Origin of the sequence: Streptomyces prunicolor NBRC 13075 (genome assembly GCF_000367365.1) — a bacterium.
Lineage (GTDB): Bacteria > Actinomycetota > Actinomycetes > Streptomycetales > Streptomycetaceae > Streptomyces > Streptomyces prunicolor.
Window position 1 is genome coordinate 67544 of the sequence record NZ_BARF01000013.1, and the last position, 19597, is coordinate 87140.

A 19597-nucleotide genomic window follows, 5' to 3' on the forward strand; every position below is an offset into this window, starting at 1 on the left:
TGTGGGTGTGATGATAGCCGTACCTCTTGACCTTTCAAGATTGACCAGCGAGTAATCTCCTGTGAACGGTCAGTCGCCGAGTCGGTCGATCTGCCGCAGTTTGTTCGTGGCGTCGAGGGCGGCGACCTTGTAAGACTCCGCAAGGGTCGGGTAGTTGAAGACCGCGTCCACGAGATAGTCGACCGTGCCGCCGCACCCCATCACCGACTGGCCGATGTGAATGAGCTCCGTCGCGCCGGTACCGAAGCAGTGCACGCCGAGCAGGGTGCGGTCCGTGGGGGAGACCAGCAGCTTGAGCATGCCGTGCGAGTCGCCGATGATCTGGCCGCGCGCGAGTTCGCGGTAGCGGGAGATCCCGACCTCGAACGGCACGCACTCCTCGGTGAGTTGGTCCTCGGTCTTCCCGATGAAACTGATCTCCGGGATGGTGTAGATGCCGATCGGCTGCCGGTCGTCGATCCGGTGCACCGGCTCACCGCAGGCGTGGTACGCCGCCGTACGGCCCTGCTCCATCGAGGTCGCCGCGAGGGCCGGGAAGCCGATGACGTCGCCGACGGCGTAGATGTGCGGCACGGTGGTGCGGAAGTTCTCGTCGACGTCGATCCGGCCACGCCGGTCGGCGGACAACCCGGCCTTGTCCAGGTCGAGTTCGTCGGTCAGACCCTGCCGGCCCGCGGAGTACATCACGGCGTCGGCCGGGATCTTCTTGCCGCTCTCCAGGACGGTCAGCGTGCCGTTGGTGTGCCGCTCGACGGCGGCCACGGTCTCCCCGAAGCGGAAGGTCACGGCGAGATCCCGCAGGTGGTACTTGAGCGACTCGATGACCTCCAGGTCGCAGAAGTCGAGCATCCCGGCGCGCTTCTCCACCACGGTGATCTTGCTGCCGAGCGCGGCGAACATCGAGGCGTACTCCATGCCGATGACACCCGCACCGACGATGACCATGGACCGCGGGACCTTGGGCAGGTCGAGGACGTTGTCCGAGTCCATGATGGTCCGCCCGTCGAACTCGACGGTGTCCGGCCGCGCGGGGCGGGTGCCGGTGGCGATGATGATGTGCTCCGCGGTCAACAGCCGTTCGTGGCCCGTGACATCGGTCAGCGCGACGGTGTGCGGGTCCACGAAGCGGCCTGTGCCGGCGAACAGGGAGACCTGGTTGCGGGACAACTGGTTGCGGATGACGTCGACTTCACGACTGACCACGTGCTGCGTGCGCGCGGTGAGGTCGCCGACGGTGATGTCGTCCTTCAGGCGGTAGCTCTGCCCGTAGAGATCGCGCTGGGTGAGGCCGGTGAGATACAGCACCGCCTCGCGCAGCGTCTTGGAGGGGATGGTCCCGGTGTGGATGGAGACCCCACCGACCATGTCGGGGCGGTCGACGACGGCGACCCGGCGGCCGAGCTTGGCCGCGGCGATGGCGGCCTTCTGGCCACCCGGTCCTGAACCGATGACAAGCATGTCGAAGTCGGGCACCTCCGGAGTCTGTCAGCCGGAGCGCCTTCTCCGAAAGGGTGAACGGGTAACCAGGTGCCGACAAGACGCCCAGGGCCTGTCCTAAGGGAGCAGTTTGTCCAGCGCCGCCGCCCCCTCCGCCTCGATCTTCCGCCGCGCCCACTCCAGATTCTCCGGAGTCACGTCCCGGCCGGCCGCGAGTACGACATCCTCCGGGGCCACCTCCGTACCGGTGCGGGCGTGCAGCAGGGCGTCCGGTGTGGCGCGGGCGGTGCCTTCATCGGGTTGCGCTGTCGACATGGTGCTTCCTCCCTGAGACCGGGCACGTGCCGTGGGTCCCACTCCCACGATTCCCCGCCCGACTCCAGTGTGCATCCGGAAGAGTGGCCGAACGAGAACCTGAACCTAAGCTGGGAACCGGCCCCCGCGGGCCCGAACCAGGGAGGCTGCCGCGATGGTCGAGACCCCGCCCCACCAGGACACCCCCACCGGACCCGGATATCTGCCCATCGCCGAGCACGGACTGATCGGCGATCTGCGCAGCGTGGCCCTGGTGGGCACCAACGGCACGATCGACTGGTACTGCTGCCCGTCCTTCGACGCCCCCAGCGTCTTCGCCGCGATCCTGGACGCGGAACGCGGCGGCTCCTTCGAGCTCACCGCCTCCGTGCCTGCCCGCACCAAGCAGTTCTACTTCCCCGACACCAACGTCCTGATCACCCGGTTCTACACCGAGGAGGGCGTCGGCGAGGTCCAGGACTTCATGCCGGTGACGAGTGAATCGGACGCGTCCGCCCGGCACCGCCTGATCCGCCGGGTGCTGTGCGTGCGCGGCTCGGTGCCGTTCCGGACCAAGGTCGCCCCGCGGTTCGACTACGGTGCCAGCCCGCACACCGCGCGGATGGTCGGTGACGTGGCCCTCTTCGAGTCCGCCGAGAGGTCCCTCGCGCTGACCGCCACCGTGCCCCTGGAGTGCGACGAGGTCGACGTATGGGCCGACTTCAAGCTCGACGAGGGCGAGTCCGAGGTGTTCGCCCTCGACCAGGTCGACGGCGAGGTGACCGCCCGCCCCTGCGCCCGCCAGGAGGCCGAGGACGAGTTCGCCACGACGGTCGCCTACTGGCGGCGCTGGCTCTCCCAGTCCCGCTACCGGGGCCGCTGGCGCGAGATGGTCCACCGCTCCGCCCTCACCCTCAAACTCCTGACCTACGCGCCCACCGGCGCGATCGTCGCCGCCCCCACCACCAGCCTCCCCGAACAGCTCGGCGGCGAGCGCAACTGGGACTACCGCTACGTCTGGATCCGCGACGCCGCCTTCTGCGTCTATGCCCTCCTCCGCCTCGGCTTCACCGGCGAGGCCAAGGCGTTCATGCAGTTCGTCACCCGCTACATCAGCCCCGGCGACGGCAACCCCTCCGGCCCGCTCCAGATCATGTACGGCATCGACGGCCGCACCGAACTCACCGAACACGAACTCCCACACCTCGAAGGCCACCAGAAATCCGCCCCGGTCCGCGTCGGCAACGCCGCCTCCGACCAGCTCCAACTCGACATCTACGGCGCCCTGATCGACTCCATCTACCTCTACGACAAGTGGGCCGAGCCCATCTCCAGCTCCCAGTGGGACGACGTGTGCGCCCTCGTCGACTGGGTCTGCGACAACTGGGACCAGCCCGACGAAGGCGTCTGGGAGACCCGCGGCGGCCGCAAGAACTTCCTCTACTCACGCCTGATGTGCTGGGTCGCGATCGAACGCGCGATCCGCCTCGCCAACCGCCGCGGCCTGCCCGCCGACCTCCCGCACTGGCTGAAGTGCCGCGACACCATCTACCGCCGCATCATGGACCGCGGCTGGTCGGCCAAGCGCCAGGCCTTCGTGCAGTACGAGGGCAGCGACGTGCTCGACGCCGCCCTGCTGATGATGCCGCTGGCGAAGTTCATCGCGCCCACCGACCCCAAGTGGCTGTCCACACTGGACGCGTTGACCGAGGAACTGGTCTCCGACTCCCTCGTCTACCGTTACAACCCGCAGGCCAGCCCCGACGGACTGCGCGGCGACGAGGGCACGTTCTCCATCTGCTCCTTCTGGTACGTCGAGGCCATGGTCCGCGCCGGCCGCGTCGACGAGGCCCGCCTCGCCTTCGAGAAGATGCTCACCTACGCCAACCATCTCGGCCTGTACGCCGAGGAGATCGGCCGCACCGGCGAGCAACAGGGCAATTTCCCCCAGGCGTTCACCCATCTCGCGCTGATCAGCGCCGCGTTCAACCTGGACAAGGCGCTCGGCTGAGTTCGGCTCCCCTTGTTCAGGTCGCGCAACAAGTGTCACCGAGGTGTCACAGCACTCCGGGGCACCACAACTACCGCGGCATGTCTCGTGTCGAACCCGTTGACCGCAACACAATTGATCCACGGGGGAACACATCATGACGAACGTGTCACGCAAGAAGGTCTCCGCCGCCGTCGCGTCCGCGACCTTCCTGCTCCTGGCCGGCGCCGGCATCGTCGCCGCACCGGCCAGCTACGCGGGCGTCCCCGGCGGCACCAGCGCCGTCGACCGCAACAGCGACTTCAACGGGGACGGCTACGACGACGTCCTGATCGGCGCCCCGGAGGGCACCGTCGACGGCAAGGTGGGCGCCGGCTACGTCACCGTCCAGTACGGCGCCCCGAACGGCATCGCCACCAACAACACCGTGCCCAAGGGCCACACGGCCGTCATCAGCCAGTCCACGCCCGGCGTCCCCGGTACCTCGGAGACCTACGACTCCTTCGGCCGGGCGATCGCGACCGGTGACGTGAACGGCGACGGCTACGACGACGCGCTGATCGGCGCGCCCGGCGAGGACGAGGGCAGCCTGGAGAACGCCGGCCGCGTCACCGTCCTCTACGGCTCCAAGGCCGGCCTGGGCGCCGAGGCGAACACCTCCTTCACCTCCACCAAGCCCGCAGCCGGCGCCCGGTTCGGGCAGTCCGTGACGGCGGCCCGCTTCACCGGGGCCACCGACGCCGACGAGATGGCCGTCCTGGACGACAACGGCGCCCAGATCTTCGCCTACCACACCGACATCCTGCACCTGATGGGCACCCTGAACACGACCACCGCCCCCGGCGGCCACCGCATCCAGCCCGCCTACCTCACCACCGGCGACTACGACAACAACGGCTTCGCCGACCTGGTCGTCTCCGGCTACAGCCCCGACGACGACTACCAGCAGGGCTGGTCGGCCCTCTACGCGGGCGGCGACACCGAGTTGACGTACCGTCAGGACCTGAACGGCGGCCTGGGCACGGCCTCCGGCGACATCAACAACGACGGCTACGACGACCTGGTGGTCGGCCAGCTCAGCAGCGCCGACGACAAGGCCGAGGGGGACGACGGCGGCAAGATCGCTGTCTACCTCGGCAGTTCGGAGGGCGTCGGCGGCGAGGAGGGTCCCGGCATCCCCGCGCAGTGGTGGTCGCAGAACTCCCCGGGCGTGCCCGGCACCTCCGAGCACGGCGACGGCTGGGGCAACGACCTTTCCGTGGGCGACGTGAATGGTGACGGCTACGCGGACGTGGCGATCGGCGCGCCCGGCGAGGACATCGGCACGGTCCAGGACGCGGGCGCCGTATGGCTGTTGCGCGGTTCCAGCAACGGCGTGACCGCGACCGGCGCCCAGTCCTTCGACCAGAACACCGCGAACATCCCCGGCACCGCCGAGGCCGACGACGCCTGGGGTTCTCAGGTCCGGCTCGCCGACACGGACGCGGACGGCCGTAGCGAACTGGTCGCCTCCGCGCCCGGCGAGAACTCCGGTGACGGCTATGTGTGGTTGCTCCCGGCCGGCCCCAACGGCCTGCTCGCCGAGGGCTCTTCGCTGTACAGCGCGGCGGACCTCGGTGGCGCGGCGAAGGGGGCGGGCTTCGGGGCGGCGATCGACGAGTAAGCCTTCGGTGACTGAGGGGGAGCAGTGTGACAGCGCCCGTACCGGCTCGACGGCCGGTGCGGGCGCTGCCCGTGAACTGGGATGATCACAGGGCCTGTTCGGCCCAGATGACCTTGCCCGCCGGGGTGTACCGGGTGCCCCAGCGTTCGGAGAGCTGGGCCACCAGGAACAGGCCGCGTCCGCCCTCGTCCGTCATCGCCGCGTACCGCAGATGCGGTGACGTGGTGCTGCCGTCGTAGACCTCGCAGATCAGGGTGCGGTCGCGCAACAGGCGTACGCGGACGGGGTCGTTGCCGTAGCGGATCGCGTTGGTGACCAGTTCGCTGAGGATGAGTTCGGTGGTGAACGTCAGCTCGTCCAGGCCCCAGTGGGTGAGCTGGCGGGTGACCGAGGCGCGCATGTCGGAGACGGCCGCCGGGTCGGAGGGGACGCGCCACTCGGCGATCCGGTCGGCGCCCAGCGCGCGGGTGCGGGCGACGATCAGGGCGATGTCGTCGCTCGGGCGTACCGACAACTCCGAGTCGAGGACGGCCCGGCAGGTGTCCTCGGGGGAGTCGCCGGAGTCGGTGAGCGCGGTGCGCAGCATTTCCAGGCCCACGTCGATGTCGCGCTCCCTGTCCTCCACCAGGCCGTCGGTGTACAGGACCAGTCGGCTGCCCTCGGCCAGCTCCAACTCGGCTGTCTCGAAAGGGAGTCCGCCGAGGCCGAGCGGGGGTCCTGCGGGGACGTCGGGGAACTCGACGGTGCCGTCCGGGAGGATCAGGGCCGGTGGTGGGTGGCCGGCGCGGGCCACGGTGCAGCGCAGGGTCACCGGGTCGTAGATCGCGTACAGGCAGGTGGCGCCGGTGACCGGGGCGTTGCTGTCCTCGGTCGTCTCGTCCTGGTCGATCCGGCCGACCAACTCGTCGAGCAGGCCGAGGAGTTCGTCGGGCGGGAGGTCCAGCGCGGAGAAGTTGTGCACCGCGGTGCGCAGTCGTCCCATGGTGGCCGCCGCGTGCAGGCCGTGTCCTACGACGTCGCCCACGACCAGCGCGACCCGGGCGCCGGACAACGGCAGGACGTCGAACCAGTCGCCGCCGACCCCGGCCTTCGCCGGCAGATAGCGGTAGGCGACGTCGAGGGCGGTCAGCTCGGGGATGCGGCGGGGCAGCAGGCTGCGCTGGAGGGTCACCGCCATGCCGTGCTCGCGGGTGTAGCGGCGGGAGTTGTCTATGGACACGGCGGCGCGGGCGACCAGTTCCTCGGCGAGGGCCAGCTCCTCCTCGTCGAAGGGCTCGGGCTTGTCGGAGCGCCAGAAGTTGACCACGCCGAGGATGAGGGCCCCGGCCCGCAGCGGCACCGTGATCAGCGAGTGGATGCCGTACTCGACGACCTGCGCGGTGCGCTCGGGATCCTGGGTGAGCCAGCCGGGGGCGTCGCCCAGCCGCGGTTCGACGACGGCCTCGCCGGTGTCGAGACTGCGCGCCTGCGGGGAGGAGGCGATGAACTGGATCTGCTTGCCGACCGGGTAGAGCGGGGCGTCGTCCCGGACCCCGCTGTACGCCGTGCGGCGCAGCTCGGTGCCGGGCTGCGGTTCCTCGCCGCTCAGTACGGCGTCGTAGAGGTCGACGGTGACGAAGTCCGCGAAGCGCGGGACGGCCAGTTCGGCGAGTTCCTCGGCGGTGCGGGTCACGTCCAGGCTGGTGCCGATGCCCACTCCGGCGTCGTAGAGCATGTTGAGGCGTTCGCGGGCGACCTCGGCGCGGCCGGAGACGGCGCGCAGCTCGGTGGAGTCGCGGAGCGTGGTGACGCTGCCGGGCGGGCCGCCCTCCAGGTCGGTGGGGCGTTGGTTGACGGCGAGGAGCCGGCCGCCGACCCGGTGCACCTCGTCCGTCGCGACCCGCCCGGAGGCCAGCAGCGCGGTCATGTCGGGGTCGAGCCCCAGGTCGAGGACCAGGCGCCCCTCGGCGTTCTCGGGCAGGTCGAGCAGGTGGCGCGCCTCGTCGTTGGCGAGCAGCAGCCGGCCCTCGCCGCCGACGATGATCACGCCCTCGCGTACGGCGTGCAGCACCGCGTCGTGGTGCTCGTACATCCGGGTCATCTCGTGCGGGCCCAGCCCATGGGTCTGGTGCTGGAGGCGTCTGCTGACCAGGCCCGTGCCCCCGAGGGCGAGGACGAGTGCCACGCCGGCGGCGATCATCAGGAGCGGCAGCTGCTGGTCGGCGGCGCCGCCGACGTTCGCCTTCGTCACCCCGGCCGACACCAGGCCCACGACGGTCCCGCCTGGACCCCGGATCGGGACCACGGCCTGCACCAGCGGTCCGATGGTGCCGGTGAGCTCCTCGGTGACGACGTGTCCGGCGAGCGCGGGGGCGATGTCGCCGACGAACTTCTTGCCGATGCGGTCCGGCTTGGGGTGGGTGTAGCGGATCCCGTCGGTGTTCATCACGACGATGAAGTCGACCTTGGACGTCTTGCGGGCGGCCTCGGCGCTCGGCTGGAGGATCGCCGTGGGATCGGCGCTCTTCAGGGCCGCGACCGTGCCCGGCGCGTTGGCGAAGGTCTCGGCGACGGCGACCGACCGGTTGCGGGCCTCCTGCGTGCTGTCGTGCCGCACCTGGAGGACCTGCGCCACCACGGCCGACACGACCAGCAGCAGCACGATCACCACCTGCAGCATGAACACCTGCCAGGCGACGCTGCGGTTCCCGCCGAGGGGGGTCCGCCGGTGTGCGCGCGCCCTTCGGGCACGGTCGTACGAGCGCTGCGCGCGCAGACCGTCGGGGCGGTGGGTCGACCGGGCCCCGGGCCGACCCGTCAGGCGGACCATGTGCCCATGTCTACACTGCCCGACCTCAGGAGGCGAGGGGCGTCACAGGCGGTGACAGGCCGTGGCCTGCCGGGGGTCACGGGTGCCGTCCTGGCTTGGCGCGCCGGGCGGCGAGCAGCAGCGCGATGTCGTCGGGGCGGTCGGCCGCGTGCCGGGCCGTCGCGGTGAGCCGGTCGGCGACACCGCCCAGGCCACCCCCGCCCGGCCGCGCGGCGGGCCCGCCCGCTTTCGCGAGGGCGACGCGCAGGGCGGCGATGCCGTCGTCGATGTCGACACCGGGCCGCTCGACCAGGCCGTCGGTGTAGAGCGCGAGGATGGAGTCGGGCTCCAGTTGCAGCTCCGCGACCGGGTACTGGGCGTGCGGGTCCACCCCGAGTACTACGCCGCCGGGTATGTCCCAGACGCGGGTGCGGCCGTCCGGGGTACGGATCAGCGGCGGCGGATGCCCGGCCCGGGCGACCCGGACCAGCCCGCTCGCCGGGTCGAGCCGCAGGTAGCAGCAGCTCGCGAACTGGCCGGGGTCGAGGTCGATGAGGAGGTGATTCGTGCCGCTCATCACCTCGTCGGGCGGCCGGTCACCGAGCGCGAACGCCCTTACCGCACTGCGGAGTTGACCCATGGTGGCGGCTGCCTGGACACCGTGCCCCTGGACGTCGCCGATCACCAGGGCCAGACCGTCACCGGCCTCGACGACGTCGTACCAGTCGCCGCCCACCTCCATGCCCTGGGTGCCCGGCAGATAGCGCCCGGCGGTCTCCACCTGCGGGTGGGCGGAGAGCCGGCGGGGGAGGAGCGCCTGCTGGAGGCCGCGGGCGAGGGCGGCCTCCGAGTCGTAGCGCTGGGCCTTCTCCATCGCGTGGGCGATCAGTCCGGCGAGGGCGGTGAGGACCGCGCGCTCCTCGGAGCTGAAGCTGCGGGACCGGTCGAAGCCCAGGATGGCCGAGCCGACCGGGCGCCCGGACGCGATCAGCGGCAGGAACGCGCGGGCGCCCACCTCCGCGTCCAGCGGGATGCCCGGGTAGGCGTCCGCCAGCTGTTGCATGGAGTCGAAGAAGAGCGGGCGTCCCGTGGTGAGGGTCTCGACCCCGGGCAGCCGGGTGTCCAGACCGACGCCGTCGAACGGGGCGAGGAAACCCTGCGGGAAGCCGGTCTCCCAGGCCAGATACAGATGCCGTTCCTGCAGCAGATAGATCGCGAGCCGTCGGCCGCCGAACGCGGGCAGCAGCTCCTTCATGACCACCGCGGACACCTGGCGGGCGGTGACCGCCTCCGTCAGCGCGATGGCGAGCACGATCGGCCGGTACAGCGGAGCGAGCGAGGTGACGCCGTTCGCCGGGCCGCCGTCCCCGTCGGCGTGCACCGGCACGAGCGGCAGCGGCGGCCCCGCCACCCGGGTCGACGGGGCGACCGTGCACGTCAGGCCGTCCCGGCCCGGATGGACGGCCATCGCCAGCCAGTCGCTCGCGTACGGCTGCTGCGCGCGTCCCTCGCTCCGCCCTTCGCGCTGCTCCTGCTCCGGCTCGTCCGGGCGCCGGACGTGGAAGTGCACCGGCCCCAGCGACAGCAGGGCCCCGCGCAGCTGGTCCTCGCAGCCGATCTGGTTCAGCCAGGGCACGCCCTCCCACAGCGGCCGGCCCAGCAGCTCCTCGCGCGGCCGGCCCAGCAGCTGGGCGGCGCGCGGATTGGCGTAGGTGACCAGGCCCAGCCGGTCCAGGCAGAACACGCCGTCCGGGAGCAGATCGGCCGCGCTGTCGCCCTCCGAAGCGGGACCCGGCTCGATGACGACACCGCTGACCGGGTACCCGCCGTCCGGCGGGAGCGGCCCCGTGGCGGGCGTCCACAGATCCAGCAGCCGGACCGAACCGTCCGCCGTCCGCACCCGCAGGGGGAGCGGCGGGGGTTTTCCGGCGGCCGTGGCCCGCAGCGCGGCCATGACCTGGTACGCGTCGCCCGGCGCCACGACGTCCGCGAGCGCCTGTGCGGTGCCGGGGAACTCGGCGGGCTCCACCCCCAGCAGCGCGTGCAGGGAATGGTCCCCGGTCACGAGAGCCGTCGCCGGATCCCAGGCGAACCGCGCCATACGGCGCTCGGGGCGGTGGGTGGCCGCCGCCTGGACGCACACGGCCTCGCCGTCCCAGGCGACGTACGGACCGTCCTCGTCCTTGTGCTCGTCCTCCAGGTCCGCCAGCGCCCCGCCCAGCTCCTCGGCCAGCCGGGTCATCCGGTCCAGACCGCACAGCACCTCGGTGGCGTCCGGGGCGGAGGGCCGCAGCACGGTCAGCACGCCGTACGTCGTCGACCCGCCGATGACGGGGACGTACAGGGACCCGAACTGGAACGGCAGACTCGCGGCGAACTGGGGATAGCGGCGCATGGTCTCGGTGGCGTTCGGCAGGACCACGTGGACGCCGAGCCGGTAGGCGTCGGCGACCGGGAACTTGCTGTCGGCGTGCAGTCGCCCCCAGGGCCGGAACAGCGGCCCGGGCAGCCCCGCCAGTACGGCCAGCCGCAGCAGTCCGGGCGTGCTCGACCGCAGGTAGACGCCCCCGGAGTGGCCGCCGGCCGCGTCGACCGCCTCCGTCGAGGCGTCGATGAGCAGCTCGGCGAGCCGTCCGGGCGTCCCCTTCTCGCGCTCGGCACTCCCAGTCATCGGGGCTCTACCTCGTCCTTGTGGCGCCGGGTGGGTGACACAGCAAGAATGCGCCAGGACGCGGCCGGGGTCACCTGGGCGGACAGGATGGGCTGGAGAGGCACGGGTATCGCCGGTCCGTCGGTGTCTTCTGATGAAGTGATCAAGAGGGACTCAAGTGTCGGTGTCGGGTGTGGGGCGCAGGGCACTGGGTGTGGTGGGTGGGGTGCGGTGGTGGACGGGGTGCGGTGTCGTCGGGGGTGTTGTGGTGTCGGCGGAGGGTGTCGGCGGTGCCGTCGGCCTATGACGAAGGCCCCTCGGCGCGGGTGCCGAGGGGCGTCGGGTGGGTCAGGCGGCGCGGGTGCGAGGACCGGTGGTGCGGTCGCCGGGTCTGTCGATGTGGTGCGGGAGCGTCTTGTTCGCGTGCGGCGCGGTCGATTCCGTCGCGTGCGGGGCGTTGGGTATGTCGTGCGGGGCGTTCGGTATGCGGGGTGCCTGCGGGCTGTGGGTTACCTGCGGTACGTGGAGTACGTCGAGGTCGGCGGCCCCCGCGCGGTCGGGGCTGCGCCCGGGGCCGGTCGTGGGGAGCCCGGCGGACTGGGGTGTGGCCATGGGGCTGAGCCCTTTCGGATCGACGCGGATCGACTTGGATCGATGCGCCAAGTAAGCAGGCGGGACGGATAAGTAAGCAGGCAGGGCAAGGGAGTTGAGACCCGACCCGCGTCAGCGATCGGTCCTCGACTCATGGCGTTCAGGATGGCGCAAACTACGCCTCGCGCGGGGCGAATTCGATCTGTTGCCCTCGCCGGTGGTCGCCGGCCGGCCGCCGATTCGTCGGCCACGCACCGCGGAGCAGCGCCCACACCAGCGGCTCGGCCACCATCGGAGCACCGAACAGCATCGTCAGACCGGCACCGATATCGACACCGAGCACCTCGGCCGTCAGCACCGGCCGGCCCGCGCCGAGGATCCCCCCGGCCGGGATGAAGGGCACCGGCATCTCTCGGCACCGCCGGTCCAACTCCCCACGCCGCGAGGCCCGCACGAGCAGCGCGCCGTCAACTCGGGCCGACAGCACGGTGACTCCGCCGGCCTTCTCGGTTCGACCAGCCACGCGCCACAGCCCCCGCCCGGGTACCGCGCCGACCCCGCCCCCGCCCCGCTCGCCACACGATTGTTAGCCTCGGCCATGGCCAGATTCCCCCTGCCCCGTCAAGGATCGCGATGAGTACGGTCGCCGCCGCCTCCTTCCCGCTCGGTGCCGGGACCACGCTCGCCGAACTCGCCCATGACCCGTACCCACGGCTGGCGCGGCTCCGCGAGAGCGAACCCGTGTCCTGGCTCCCCGAGTTGGACGGCTGGCTGGTGACCCGGCGGGACCTCGCGCTGAGCGTGATGCGGGACGCGGCGACCTTCACCGTGGACGACCCGCGCTTCTCCACCGCCCAGGTCGTCGGCCCGAGCATGCTGTCCCTCGACGGTGAACGGCACGCCCGCCACCGCGAACCCTTCACCGCGCCCTTCCGGCCGCGCGAAGTACGGGACGGCTTCGCCTCGTTCATCGAGCGCGAGACCGACCGGCTCGTCACGGCACTGCGACCGGCCGGCGCCGGCGAACTGCGGCGCGCCTTCGCGGGTCCGCTCGCGGTCGCCGTCGTCACCGAGGCGCTCGGGCTTACCGGCACCACCCCGGACACGGTCCTCTCCTGGTACGACGCGATCGTACGGTCGGTCTCGGACATCACCGCAGGCCACGAGGCGGGAGCCGCCGGTACCAAGGCGTACGCGGAACTGCGCGCCTCCGTCGAAGCCACCGTCGCCGGTCGGGGCGGAGCCTCACTCCTCGGCGCAGCCGCCGGACAACTGACACTGCCGGAAGTCGCCTCCAACGCCGCCGTGTTGATGTTCGGCGGCATCGAGACCACCGAGGCGATGATCACCAACGCGCTGCTGCATCTCCTGCGACACCCCGACCAACTCACCCTCGTCCAGGCCGACATGGGCCTCCTGGGCGGTGCGATCGAGGAGTCGCTGCGCCTCGAACCCGGCGCCGCCGTCGTGGACCGCTACGCCACCCGGGACACCGTCCTCGGCTCAGCCACGATCCGCGAGGGCGACCTGGTCACCGTCTCCCTCACCGGCGCCAACCGAGACCCGGCCGTCTTCCCCGACCCCGACCGCTTCGACGTCCGCCGGGAGAACGCCCGCCTCCAACTCGCCTTCGCCCACGGCCCGCACTACTGCCTCGCCGCACATCTCGCCCGCCTGGAGACCCGTATCGCCCTCCAGCACCTCCTCGAACGCCTCCCCGCTCTGCGCCTCGACCCGGGCCACCCGACCGCCCCGCAGGGCCTGGTCTTCCGCAAGCCGCCGACGCTGCATGTGCTCTGGGGCGACGCCACGTCCTGACACACCGGTATGTGACGGTCGATCAGGCGCGGTGTGTGACGATCCGTCAGGACTCCCTCATCCACTGCCTACTTGACGCTCCATGACCTCCACCAGGCGCCCCAGTGCCTTCAGTACCTGGTCCCGGTCCTCGCCCAAGCCCGCCAACAGCTCCACCTCGGTGGCGAGTTGGCGGGGGAAGAGGTCGTCCACGGCCTTGGCGCCCGCCGGTGTGATGGTCACCAGGGCGGCTCGCCGGTCGGCCGGGTTCGGGGTGCGGGCGATGAAGCCGCGCTTCTCCAGCTTGCCCAGCGCTTTGCTGACGCCCGCGCGGGACAGGCCGAGCCACTCGGCGAGGCGACGGGCGATCACCGGGTCGGTGGCGTGCCGTAGGGGGATCAGCATGTCGACCTCGGGAGCGGTGAGCGCGGCGCCCGCGTAGAGGGGTTCCACCGCTCGGTTCAGGAGCCCGGTGGCGTGCTTGAGCAGGCCGATCAGCTCCATGGGGGAGGTGTCGAGGCCGGGGTTGTGCTCGGTCCACTGGGTGCGGACATCGATGGGGGAGGGTGACATGCGGCTCGTCTTCTCGCTTCCTGGATCGGGCGATCGAAGGTGATCGAAGGTAGTCGAGGGCCCGCGATCGCCTTCGGCGGCTTTCGAGAACCCGCGAGGGCCTTCACCGATCCTTCATTGTTAACCGGTGAACCATCGGTTACCGTTACGGTCATGGTATCGCCGTCCCCCTCCAGTTCCGCCGCCGCGCGCACCACCGCACCGGCCGACTCCACCGACCCCTCGCATCGCACCGCGGTCGCCCTGGTCGCCGTCCTCGCCGCGCTGACCGCGGTCGCCCCGCTCGCGACCGACATGTACGTCCCCGGTTTCCCCGCGATGGGGGACACGCTCGGGGCGAGCAGCTCGGCCGTACAGCTGACGATGACCGCGTTCCTGGCCGGACTCGTCGTCGGCCAGCTGCTGATCGGCCCGCTGAGCGACAGCCTCGGCCGCCGCGGACTGCTGCTGTACGGAACCGCCGCGTTCACGGTCTTCTCCGTCGGCTGCGCCCTCGCACCCAACATCGGCGTGCTCACCGGCGCCCGGTTCCTCCAGGGACTGGCGGGCGCGGCCGGCATGGTGCTGGCCCGCGCCGTGCTGACCGACCGCTTCCAAGGGGCCGAACTGCCCCGCTACTTCGCGGTCCTCTCGCAGATCATGGGCGTCGCGCCGGTCGCCGCACCGGTGCTCGGCGGGGCGGTCCTCGCCGTGTCGACCTGGCGCGCGGTGTTCGTCGTACTGACCGTGATGGGCGGCCTGTTGCTGCTCGGCGTGGTCCGCAAGGTCCCGGAGACCCTGCCGCCGGAGCGGCGCCACCCCGGCGGGATCACGAACACCTTTCGCGCGATGGGGGAGTTGCTCGGCCGACGCACGTTCATGGGGTACGTCCTCGTCCTCGCGTTCATCTCCGCGGCGCTGTTCGCCTACATCAGCGGGTCCAGCTTTGTCTTCGAGAACCTGCACGGGGTGTCGGCCACGACGTACTCCCTCATCTTCGCGAGCAACGCCGTCGCCATGCTGATCGCCGGCGCCACCTTCTCCCAACTCGCTGGACGCGTACGGCTGAACAACCTCCTCGTGGGCGCGGTCTGTGTCGCCGGTGTCGGCGCGCTGGCCCAGGTGCTGCTGGTGCTGACCGTGGGGGAGACCCTCGCCGGCACCTGGATCACCCTGTTCGTCACGGCCGGTGGCATCGGCATGGTCTTCCCGTCGACCCTGAGCATCGGACAGGCCCTCGGCCGTAACGCCCCGGGTGCGGCCTCCGCCCTCCTCGGCGGCCTGCAGTTCCTGTTCGGCGCGCTCGCGGCGCCGCTGGTGGGGGTGTTCGGGGAGGACAGTTCCCTGCCGATGGCGGTGATCATGCTCATTGCCGTGGCGGCGGCGGGAGTTGCGCTGGTGGCTCTGGCCAGGCCCTGGGAAGGGCGAGGGGAGCCGACGGAGTCGTAGCGGGTCGTAGAGGGGGAGGGCGCGTGATCGGTTGGGTCCGTCGGGTCACGGGTCTGTCCCAACGGACGGTGGCCGCGAACGGGCGCGCGGCGGTGGCGGAAAACGCGGAAAACGCTGTCGCGGCTGGCCGGTGGAGGGTGCGGGCGTGATGTTCCCGGTGGCGGTGCGCGGTGTGTCTCGCGGTGCGTGTAACAGGAATGTCCTATGCGGTGGTTGTGCGGAACGGTCGACCCGGCCGGGCCGCTCTTGGTGATCAGAAACGCCCGCTCGTACCGACCCGTACCGAGCGCCCGGCACTGACTCCACCGATACCGAGGATGAAACGATGCGCGTTCACCAGCTCACCTTCGCCGCCCTGGCCGTTGCCGCCGGTCTCTCCCTGACGGCCTGCCAGAACGGCGATGCCGACGCGGGCAAGAGCGACTCGTCGTCCGCGTCCACGGCGTTGTCCGGGTCCAACACCTCGTCCACGGGCGGCAGTTCGGACCAGAGTGGCGCGAAGGCATCCACGGGGACGAATTCCGGCGCTTCGAATTCCGGCGCTTCGAATTCCGGTGGGTCGAGTTCCGGCGACACGGGTACCGCTGCCGGTGGCGGCTCCGACGCGAACGCCAAGGTCGGCAAGTGCAGTACCGACGAGCTGGAGTTCACGGCCAAGGACAACACCATCGACGGCGACCCCGACGGCACCGTCGTGGTCGAGCTGACGAACGGTGGTGGCCGGGACTGCACGATCGCCGGGTACGCGGGCGTCGACCTGAAGACCAACGCGGGAACGGTGTCCGCGCAGCGCACCGGCCAGCAGGCCACGTCGACCATCCTCAAGAACGGCAAGTCGATCGACTTCCCCATCAACTACCCGTTCAACAAGTCGGGCGGCTCCGGCGTCCGCATCACCGGTCTGGTGGTGACCCCGCCGAACGAGACCAAGTCGGTCACCCTCACCTGGCCCGGCGCCGCCACACTGCCCGTCACGGACGGCTCCGGCTCCCCGGTGAAGGTCGGCCCGGTCGGAAGCGCCGGCCAGGGCGGCTGACCCGCACGCCCGGCCGGTGTGCGTGGTGAGGGGGTCGAGATCGAGCACACCGACCGCTTCGTCACCCTCTCCTGGCCGACCGGCCGTCTCCCGAACGGGAGTTGCACGGCGCCGCGCACACCGACGAGGTGACGTTCCCCGGGGCGTCGGTGTGCGCGGGCGGTGACCTACGATGCCCGGACGCAGCCACACTTCACCGGCACCAGCGTGATCATCGACGATGTCCCGACCCTCGCCGCCAGCTTGCAGTTCTTCTCCGCCCAGGGCATGGAGTCGAAGGTGCTGGGGGCACGTCCGACGCCGTGAGCGGACGCTTCATGCTGAGGTGAGGACCCGTACTCCTCCTGGGGACCGCAGTCCGCGACCGAGTGCCGCCTGACTCACCCCGCTCTCGACGATCTCCATCTCGATCCCGTTGCGGATGGCCGTGCACAAGGCCAACTCGTCCGAGTTCAGGGCAGGATCGGGACGGCGTCGGTCAGCGGCCGTGACGCTGCTGTCGGCGGACGATCACCGCATCCGCCCGCAGCTCATCCACACTCCATCCGGCACCCGCAGGAGTCCCCCATGCCGAACCTCGAAGTCGACGGCGCAGTGCTCGTGTACGACGACGAGGGCCCCCGTGACGGAGACGGCGGTGTGCCGCTCGTGTTCATTCACGGGTGGACGGCCAACCGGCACCGGTGGGACGACCAGTTCGCGCACTTCGCGGCTGGGCGGCGGGTCATACGGCTCGACCTGCGCGGGCACGGGGAGAGCACCGGCGCGGGAGCGCGGACCGTCGACGAACTCGCCGCGGATGTCGTCGCGTTGCTCGATCATCTCGAGGTCGACCGGTTCGTGCCGGTCGGGCACTCCATGGGCGGGATGATCGCTCAGACCCTTGTCCTTGACCATCCCGAGCGGGTCGAGCGGATGGTGCTGGTCGACTCGATCAGCCGCATGACGTACAGCTGGGCGCGCGGGCTGCTGCTGGCGGTGTCCACGCTGCTGCCGTTCAAGCTGTTCGTCGCCGTCAACATCCAGCGCGCCTTCGCCCCCGGCTACCCCAAGGAGAAGATCCGCGAGTACGTCGACGCCTCCGCCGCGACACCGCGTGAGGTCGTCATGACCTGCTACGGCGCGATGCGGGCCTTCGATGTGCTGGACCGCGTCGGCCGGATCAGCGCGCCCACGCTCATCGTGCACGGCTACCACGACATCCAGTTGCCGCTCTCCCAGATGCTGCGGATGGCCAACGCCTACCCGGACGCGGTCGTGCGGATCGTCGACGCCGGGCACGAACTGCCCGTGGAGAAGCCTGCCCGACTCACTGCGCTGATCGGGCAGTTCGTGACCCTGTCGGCAGCCTGAGGGGAGACCTCAAGCCGGCCGTACCAGCCCCGCGTCGTACGCGAAGATGACCGCCTGGACGCGGTCCCGGGCGCCGACCTTGGCGAGGATGCGGCTGACGTGGGACTTGACGGTGGACTCGGCGAGGCACAGGCGTTCGGCGATCTCGGTGTTGCTCCAGCCGGCCGCCATGACGGTGAGCACCTCGCGCTCCCGGTCGGTGAGGGCGTCGAGGTGGCGGTCCTGTTCGGGGGTGCGGCCGGGCATCCGGTCGGCGAAGGCGTCGATGAGCTTGCGGGTCAGACCGGGGGAGATGACGGCGTCCCCGGCGGCCACCGCGCGGATGCCCGCGACGAGTTCCTCGGGCAGCGCGTCCTTGAGGAGGAAGCCGCTGGCACCGGCGCGCAACGCGGCGTACGCGTACTCGTCGAGGTCGAAGGTGGTCAGCACCAGGACGCGGGAGCGGCCGCCCGACTGGACGATCCGGCGGGTGGCCTCGATGCCGTCCATGCCGGGCATGCGGACGTCCATCAGGACGACGTCGGGGCGCAGTTCGGCCACCAGCCGGACCGCCTCGACGCCGTGCGTGGCCTCCCCGACGGTGCTCAGGTCGGGGTACTGCTCGATGAGCATGCTGAAGCCGAGCCGTTGCAGGGCCTGGTCGTCGACGATGAGGACGGTCGTCATGCCGGGTGCTTCTCCGTGAGGTCGGGGGCGGTTGGGGCGGGGACCAGGAGGGCGCGGACGGTCCAGCCGCCACGGGAGTTGGGGCCCGCGGTGACCTGACCGCCGTAGAGCGCGGCCCGTTCGCGCATGCCGACCAGGCCCTTGCCCTGGTCGGCGGCGCCGGGCGAGCGGTGCGGGCCGGTGTCCTCGACCGTGACGTGCACGGCCTCCGGATCGGCCGCGACGGTGACCTCGACGGTCGTGTTCGGTGCCGCGTGCTTGAGCGTGTTGGTGAGGGCCTCCTGCACGATGCGGTAGACGGCGAGCTGAAGTCCCTGGGGGAGACCGGTGAGTTCGCCCTTGAGACGCAGGGTGGCGGCGGGGCCCGCGGCCCTCACCCGTTCCATCAGAGCGTTCAGGTCGGCCAGTCCGGGCTGGGGTGAGAGCGGGGTGTCGCCGGGCTCGTCGTCGTGGATGACGGCGAGCAGCCTGCGCAGTTCGGCCAGGGCACCGCGCCCGCTCTCGGCGATGATCCGCAGCGTCTCCGCGCCCCGCTTCGGCTTGGTCTCGGCGAGCCCGGCGGCGCCGCCCGCGAGGCCGACGATCACGGCGAGGGTGTGGCCGAGGATGTCGTGCATCTCCCGGGCCACGCGGGCGCGTTCGGTCGCCGCGGCCAACTGGGCGCGCTGGTCGCGCTCCAACTCCAGCCGTACAGCGTGTTCCTGGAGGGCCTCGATGTAGGCGTTCACCAGTTTTCCGGCCAGACCCAGCGCGGCCATCGACAGGATGGCGACCACGGCCAGGAACGCCAGCACCGGGGTACCAGCTTGGCTCGACCCCTTGAGGCCGTTGAAGAAGACGATCGACACGAAAGTCTGCAGGAGGTTGTACACCACTCCGACGGCCAGCTGGCCGGGAGCACCGAAGCGCCCCAGATTGAGCAGCGCCACCAGCTGGGTCGCGCTCGAACCCGAGTCCACCCCCAGGAACAGGGCCGCCTCGGAGAGAGCGACCAGGAAGGCGAAGACCAGCACGGGCCGCTGCCTCCGCCACAGCAACGGCACGGTGTACCCCGCTGTGATCGCCAGCACCAGCACGAAGTGGAGGCCGGAGTCGCGGGCCGCGAGTACCAGCGCCGGAACGCCGCCGAGGGCGTAAAAGGCGGGAACCCCCCACCGCCTGACCCGCGGATGCGCCACGTCGGCCGCCCGCACCCGCCCCAGCCAGGTCAGCAGCCGGACGACCGACCGGTACTCGGAGTCGCCCAGCCGGGTTTGTCCGATCAGGTTCTCGGGCTTGACGAACCGGTCCGGTGTCGGCGGTGCGGTCACGGGATACACCCTCCATGGTGC

The 19597-nt window shown here is 71.0% G+C and carries 16 protein-coding genes; 7 read left to right on the forward strand and 9 right to left on the reverse strand.

The features are described 5' to 3' along the window. Nucleotides 1-69: 69 nt before the first annotated feature. Together sthA and SPR02S_RS05720 are read right to left on the reverse strand one after the other, a co-directional pair. On the reverse strand, nucleotides 70-1473 hold the full coding sequence (sthA, locus tag SPR02S_RS05715) for a Si-specific NAD(P)(+) transhydrogenase (protein WP_019055971.1): 1404 nt from the start codon (nucleotides 1471-1473) through the stop codon (nucleotides 70-72). Between the two features lie 81 nt (nucleotides 1474-1554). After that, nucleotides 1555-1752 (reverse strand): hypothetical protein, encoded by a 198-nt coding sequence (locus SPR02S_RS05720; protein WP_019055972.1) that lies wholly within the window; start codon nucleotides 1750-1752, stop codon nucleotides 1555-1557. Between the two features lie 154 nt (nucleotides 1753-1906). Here SPR02S_RS05720 and SPR02S_RS05725 point away from each other — a divergent pair, with 154 nt between their 5' ends. Together SPR02S_RS05725 and SPR02S_RS05730 are read left to right on the forward strand one after the other, a co-directional pair. Further along, nucleotides 1907-3742 carry a glycoside hydrolase family 15 protein gene (locus SPR02S_RS05725; RefSeq protein ID WP_019055973.1) on the forward strand — a complete coding sequence of 612 codons (1836 nt, stop codon included), beginning with the start codon at nucleotides 1907-1909 and terminating at the stop codon, nucleotides 3740-3742. Between the two features lie 136 nt (nucleotides 3743-3878). Beyond that, entirely contained in the window at nucleotides 3879-5384 is a 1506-nt protein-coding gene (locus tag SPR02S_RS05730) for an FG-GAP-like repeat-containing protein (protein WP_019055974.1), read from the forward strand. 85 nt (nucleotides 5385-5469) lie between these two features. Here SPR02S_RS05730 and SPR02S_RS05735 read toward each other — a convergent pair whose 3' ends face one another. From SPR02S_RS05735 to SPR02S_RS05750, 4 genes are all read right to left on the reverse strand, one after another. Then, nucleotides 5470-8193: a SpoIIE family protein phosphatase gene (locus tag SPR02S_RS05735; protein ID WP_019055975.1), complete on the reverse strand. Its 2724-nt coding sequence runs from the start codon at nucleotides 8191-8193 to the stop codon at nucleotides 5470-5472. A 76-nt stretch (nucleotides 8194-8269) separates the two neighbouring features. Continuing rightward, nucleotides 8270-10843 (reverse strand): SpoIIE family protein phosphatase, encoded by a 2574-nt coding sequence (locus tag SPR02S_RS05740; RefSeq protein ID WP_019055976.1) that lies wholly within the window; start codon nucleotides 10841-10843, stop codon nucleotides 8270-8272. A 327-nt stretch (nucleotides 10844-11170) separates the two neighbouring features. Next, nucleotides 11171-11434 carry a hypothetical protein gene (locus tag SPR02S_RS62885; RefSeq protein WP_019055977.1) on the reverse strand — a complete coding sequence of 88 codons (264 nt, stop codon included), beginning with the start codon at nucleotides 11432-11434 and terminating at the stop codon, nucleotides 11171-11173. Between the two features lie 154 nt (nucleotides 11435-11588). Continuing rightward, a complete protein-coding gene (locus SPR02S_RS05750) occupies nucleotides 11589-11936 on the reverse strand; it encodes a hypothetical protein (RefSeq protein ID WP_158697781.1) in 348 nt (115 codons plus the stop codon). A 110-nt stretch (nucleotides 11937-12046) separates the two neighbouring features. Between SPR02S_RS05750 and SPR02S_RS05755 the strand changes: the two genes are divergently transcribed. After that, the gene (locus SPR02S_RS05755; protein ID WP_019055979.1) at nucleotides 12047-13231 is read left to right on the forward strand and encodes a cytochrome P450; all 1185 of its coding nucleotides are present in this window, start codon (nucleotides 12047-12049) and stop codon (nucleotides 13229-13231) included. 57 nt (nucleotides 13232-13288) lie between these two features. Here the strand turns inward: SPR02S_RS05755 and SPR02S_RS05760 are convergent, their stop codons facing one another. Beyond that, nucleotides 13289-13783 carry a MarR family winged helix-turn-helix transcriptional regulator gene (locus SPR02S_RS05760; RefSeq protein WP_019055980.1) on the reverse strand — a complete coding sequence of 165 codons (495 nt, stop codon included), beginning with the start codon at nucleotides 13781-13783 and terminating at the stop codon, nucleotides 13289-13291. A 153-nt stretch (nucleotides 13784-13936) separates the two neighbouring features. Here SPR02S_RS05760 and SPR02S_RS05765 point away from each other — a divergent pair, with 153 nt between their 5' ends. The 4 genes from SPR02S_RS05765 (at nucleotide 13937) to SPR02S_RS05780 (ending at nucleotide 17600) form a co-directional block, all read left to right on the forward strand. Continuing rightward, nucleotides 13937-15211 (forward strand): multidrug effflux MFS transporter, encoded by a 1275-nt coding sequence (locus SPR02S_RS05765; RefSeq protein WP_019055981.1) that lies wholly within the window; start codon nucleotides 13937-13939, stop codon nucleotides 15209-15211. A gap of 325 nt (nucleotides 15212-15536) precedes the next feature. Then, nucleotides 15537-16247 carry a DUF4232 domain-containing protein gene (locus SPR02S_RS05770; protein ID WP_019055982.1) on the forward strand — a complete coding sequence of 237 codons (711 nt, stop codon included), beginning with the start codon at nucleotides 15537-15539 and terminating at the stop codon, nucleotides 16245-16247. 162 nt (nucleotides 16248-16409) lie between these two features. After that, nucleotides 16410-16553: a hypothetical protein gene (locus tag SPR02S_RS62890; protein WP_019055983.1), complete on the forward strand. Its 144-nt coding sequence runs from the start codon at nucleotides 16410-16412 to the stop codon at nucleotides 16551-16553. A 261-nt stretch (nucleotides 16554-16814) separates the two neighbouring features. Next, nucleotides 16815-17600 carry an alpha/beta fold hydrolase gene (locus SPR02S_RS05780; protein ID WP_019055984.1) on the forward strand — a complete coding sequence of 262 codons (786 nt, stop codon included), beginning with the start codon at nucleotides 16815-16817 and terminating at the stop codon, nucleotides 17598-17600. A gap of 9 nt (nucleotides 17601-17609) precedes the next feature. Here SPR02S_RS05780 and SPR02S_RS05785 read toward each other — a convergent pair whose 3' ends face one another. Further along, the gene (locus SPR02S_RS05785; RefSeq protein ID WP_019055985.1) at nucleotides 17610-18266 is read right to left on the reverse strand and encodes a response regulator; all 657 of its coding nucleotides are present in this window, start codon (nucleotides 18264-18266) and stop codon (nucleotides 17610-17612) included. Beyond that, on the reverse strand, nucleotides 18263-19585 hold the full coding sequence (locus SPR02S_RS05790) for a sensor histidine kinase (protein WP_019055986.1): 1323 nt from the start codon (nucleotides 19583-19585) through the stop codon (nucleotides 18263-18265). Before SPR02S_RS05790 ends, SPR02S_RS05785 begins: the two co-directional genes overlap by 4 nt. Nucleotides 19586-19597: the final 12 nt, after the last annotated feature.

Excerpts from the sequence above, each read along its gene's own strand:
- SPR02S_RS05740 (WP_019055976.1), bottom strand. The coding sequence starts at position 10,843 with ATGACTGGGAGTGCCGAGCGCGAGAAGGGGACGCCCGGACGGCTCGCC.
- SPR02S_RS05720 (WP_019055972.1), bottom strand. The coding sequence starts at position 1,752 with ATGTCGACAGCGCAACCCGATGAAGGCACCGCCCGCGCCACACCGGAC.
- SPR02S_RS05765 (WP_019055981.1), top strand. The coding sequence starts at position 13,937 with ATGGTATCGCCGTCCCCCTCCAGTTCCGCCGCCGCGCGCACCACCGCA.
- SPR02S_RS05735 (WP_019055975.1), bottom strand. The coding sequence starts at position 8,193 with ATGGTCCGCCTGACGGGTCGGCCCGGGGCCCGGTCGACCCACCGCCCC.
- SPR02S_RS05755 (WP_019055979.1), top strand. The coding sequence starts at position 12,047 with ATGAGTACGGTCGCCGCCGCCTCCTTCCCGCTCGGTGCCGGGACCACG.
- SPR02S_RS05725 (WP_019055973.1), top strand. The coding sequence starts at position 1,907 with ATGGTCGAGACCCCGCCCCACCAGGACACCCCCACCGGACCCGGATAT.
- SPR02S_RS05760 (WP_019055980.1), bottom strand. The coding sequence starts at position 13,783 with ATGTCACCCTCCCCCATCGATGTCCGCACCCAGTGGACCGAGCACAAC.
- SPR02S_RS05730 (WP_019055974.1), top strand. The coding sequence starts at position 3,879 with ATGACGAACGTGTCACGCAAGAAGGTCTCCGCCGCCGTCGCGTCCGCG.
- SPR02S_RS62885 (WP_019055977.1), bottom strand. The coding sequence starts at position 11,434 with ATGGCCACACCCCAGTCCGCCGGGCTCCCCACGACCGGCCCCGGGCGC.
- SPR02S_RS05780 (WP_019055984.1), top strand. The coding sequence starts at position 16,815 with ATGCCGAACCTCGAAGTCGACGGCGCAGTGCTCGTGTACGACGACGAG.
- SPR02S_RS05785 (WP_019055985.1), bottom strand. The coding sequence starts at position 18,266 with ATGACGACCGTCCTCATCGTCGACGACCAGGCCCTGCAACGGCTCGGC.
- SPR02S_RS05770 (WP_019055982.1), top strand. The coding sequence starts at position 15,537 with ATGCGCGTTCACCAGCTCACCTTCGCCGCCCTGGCCGTTGCCGCCGGT.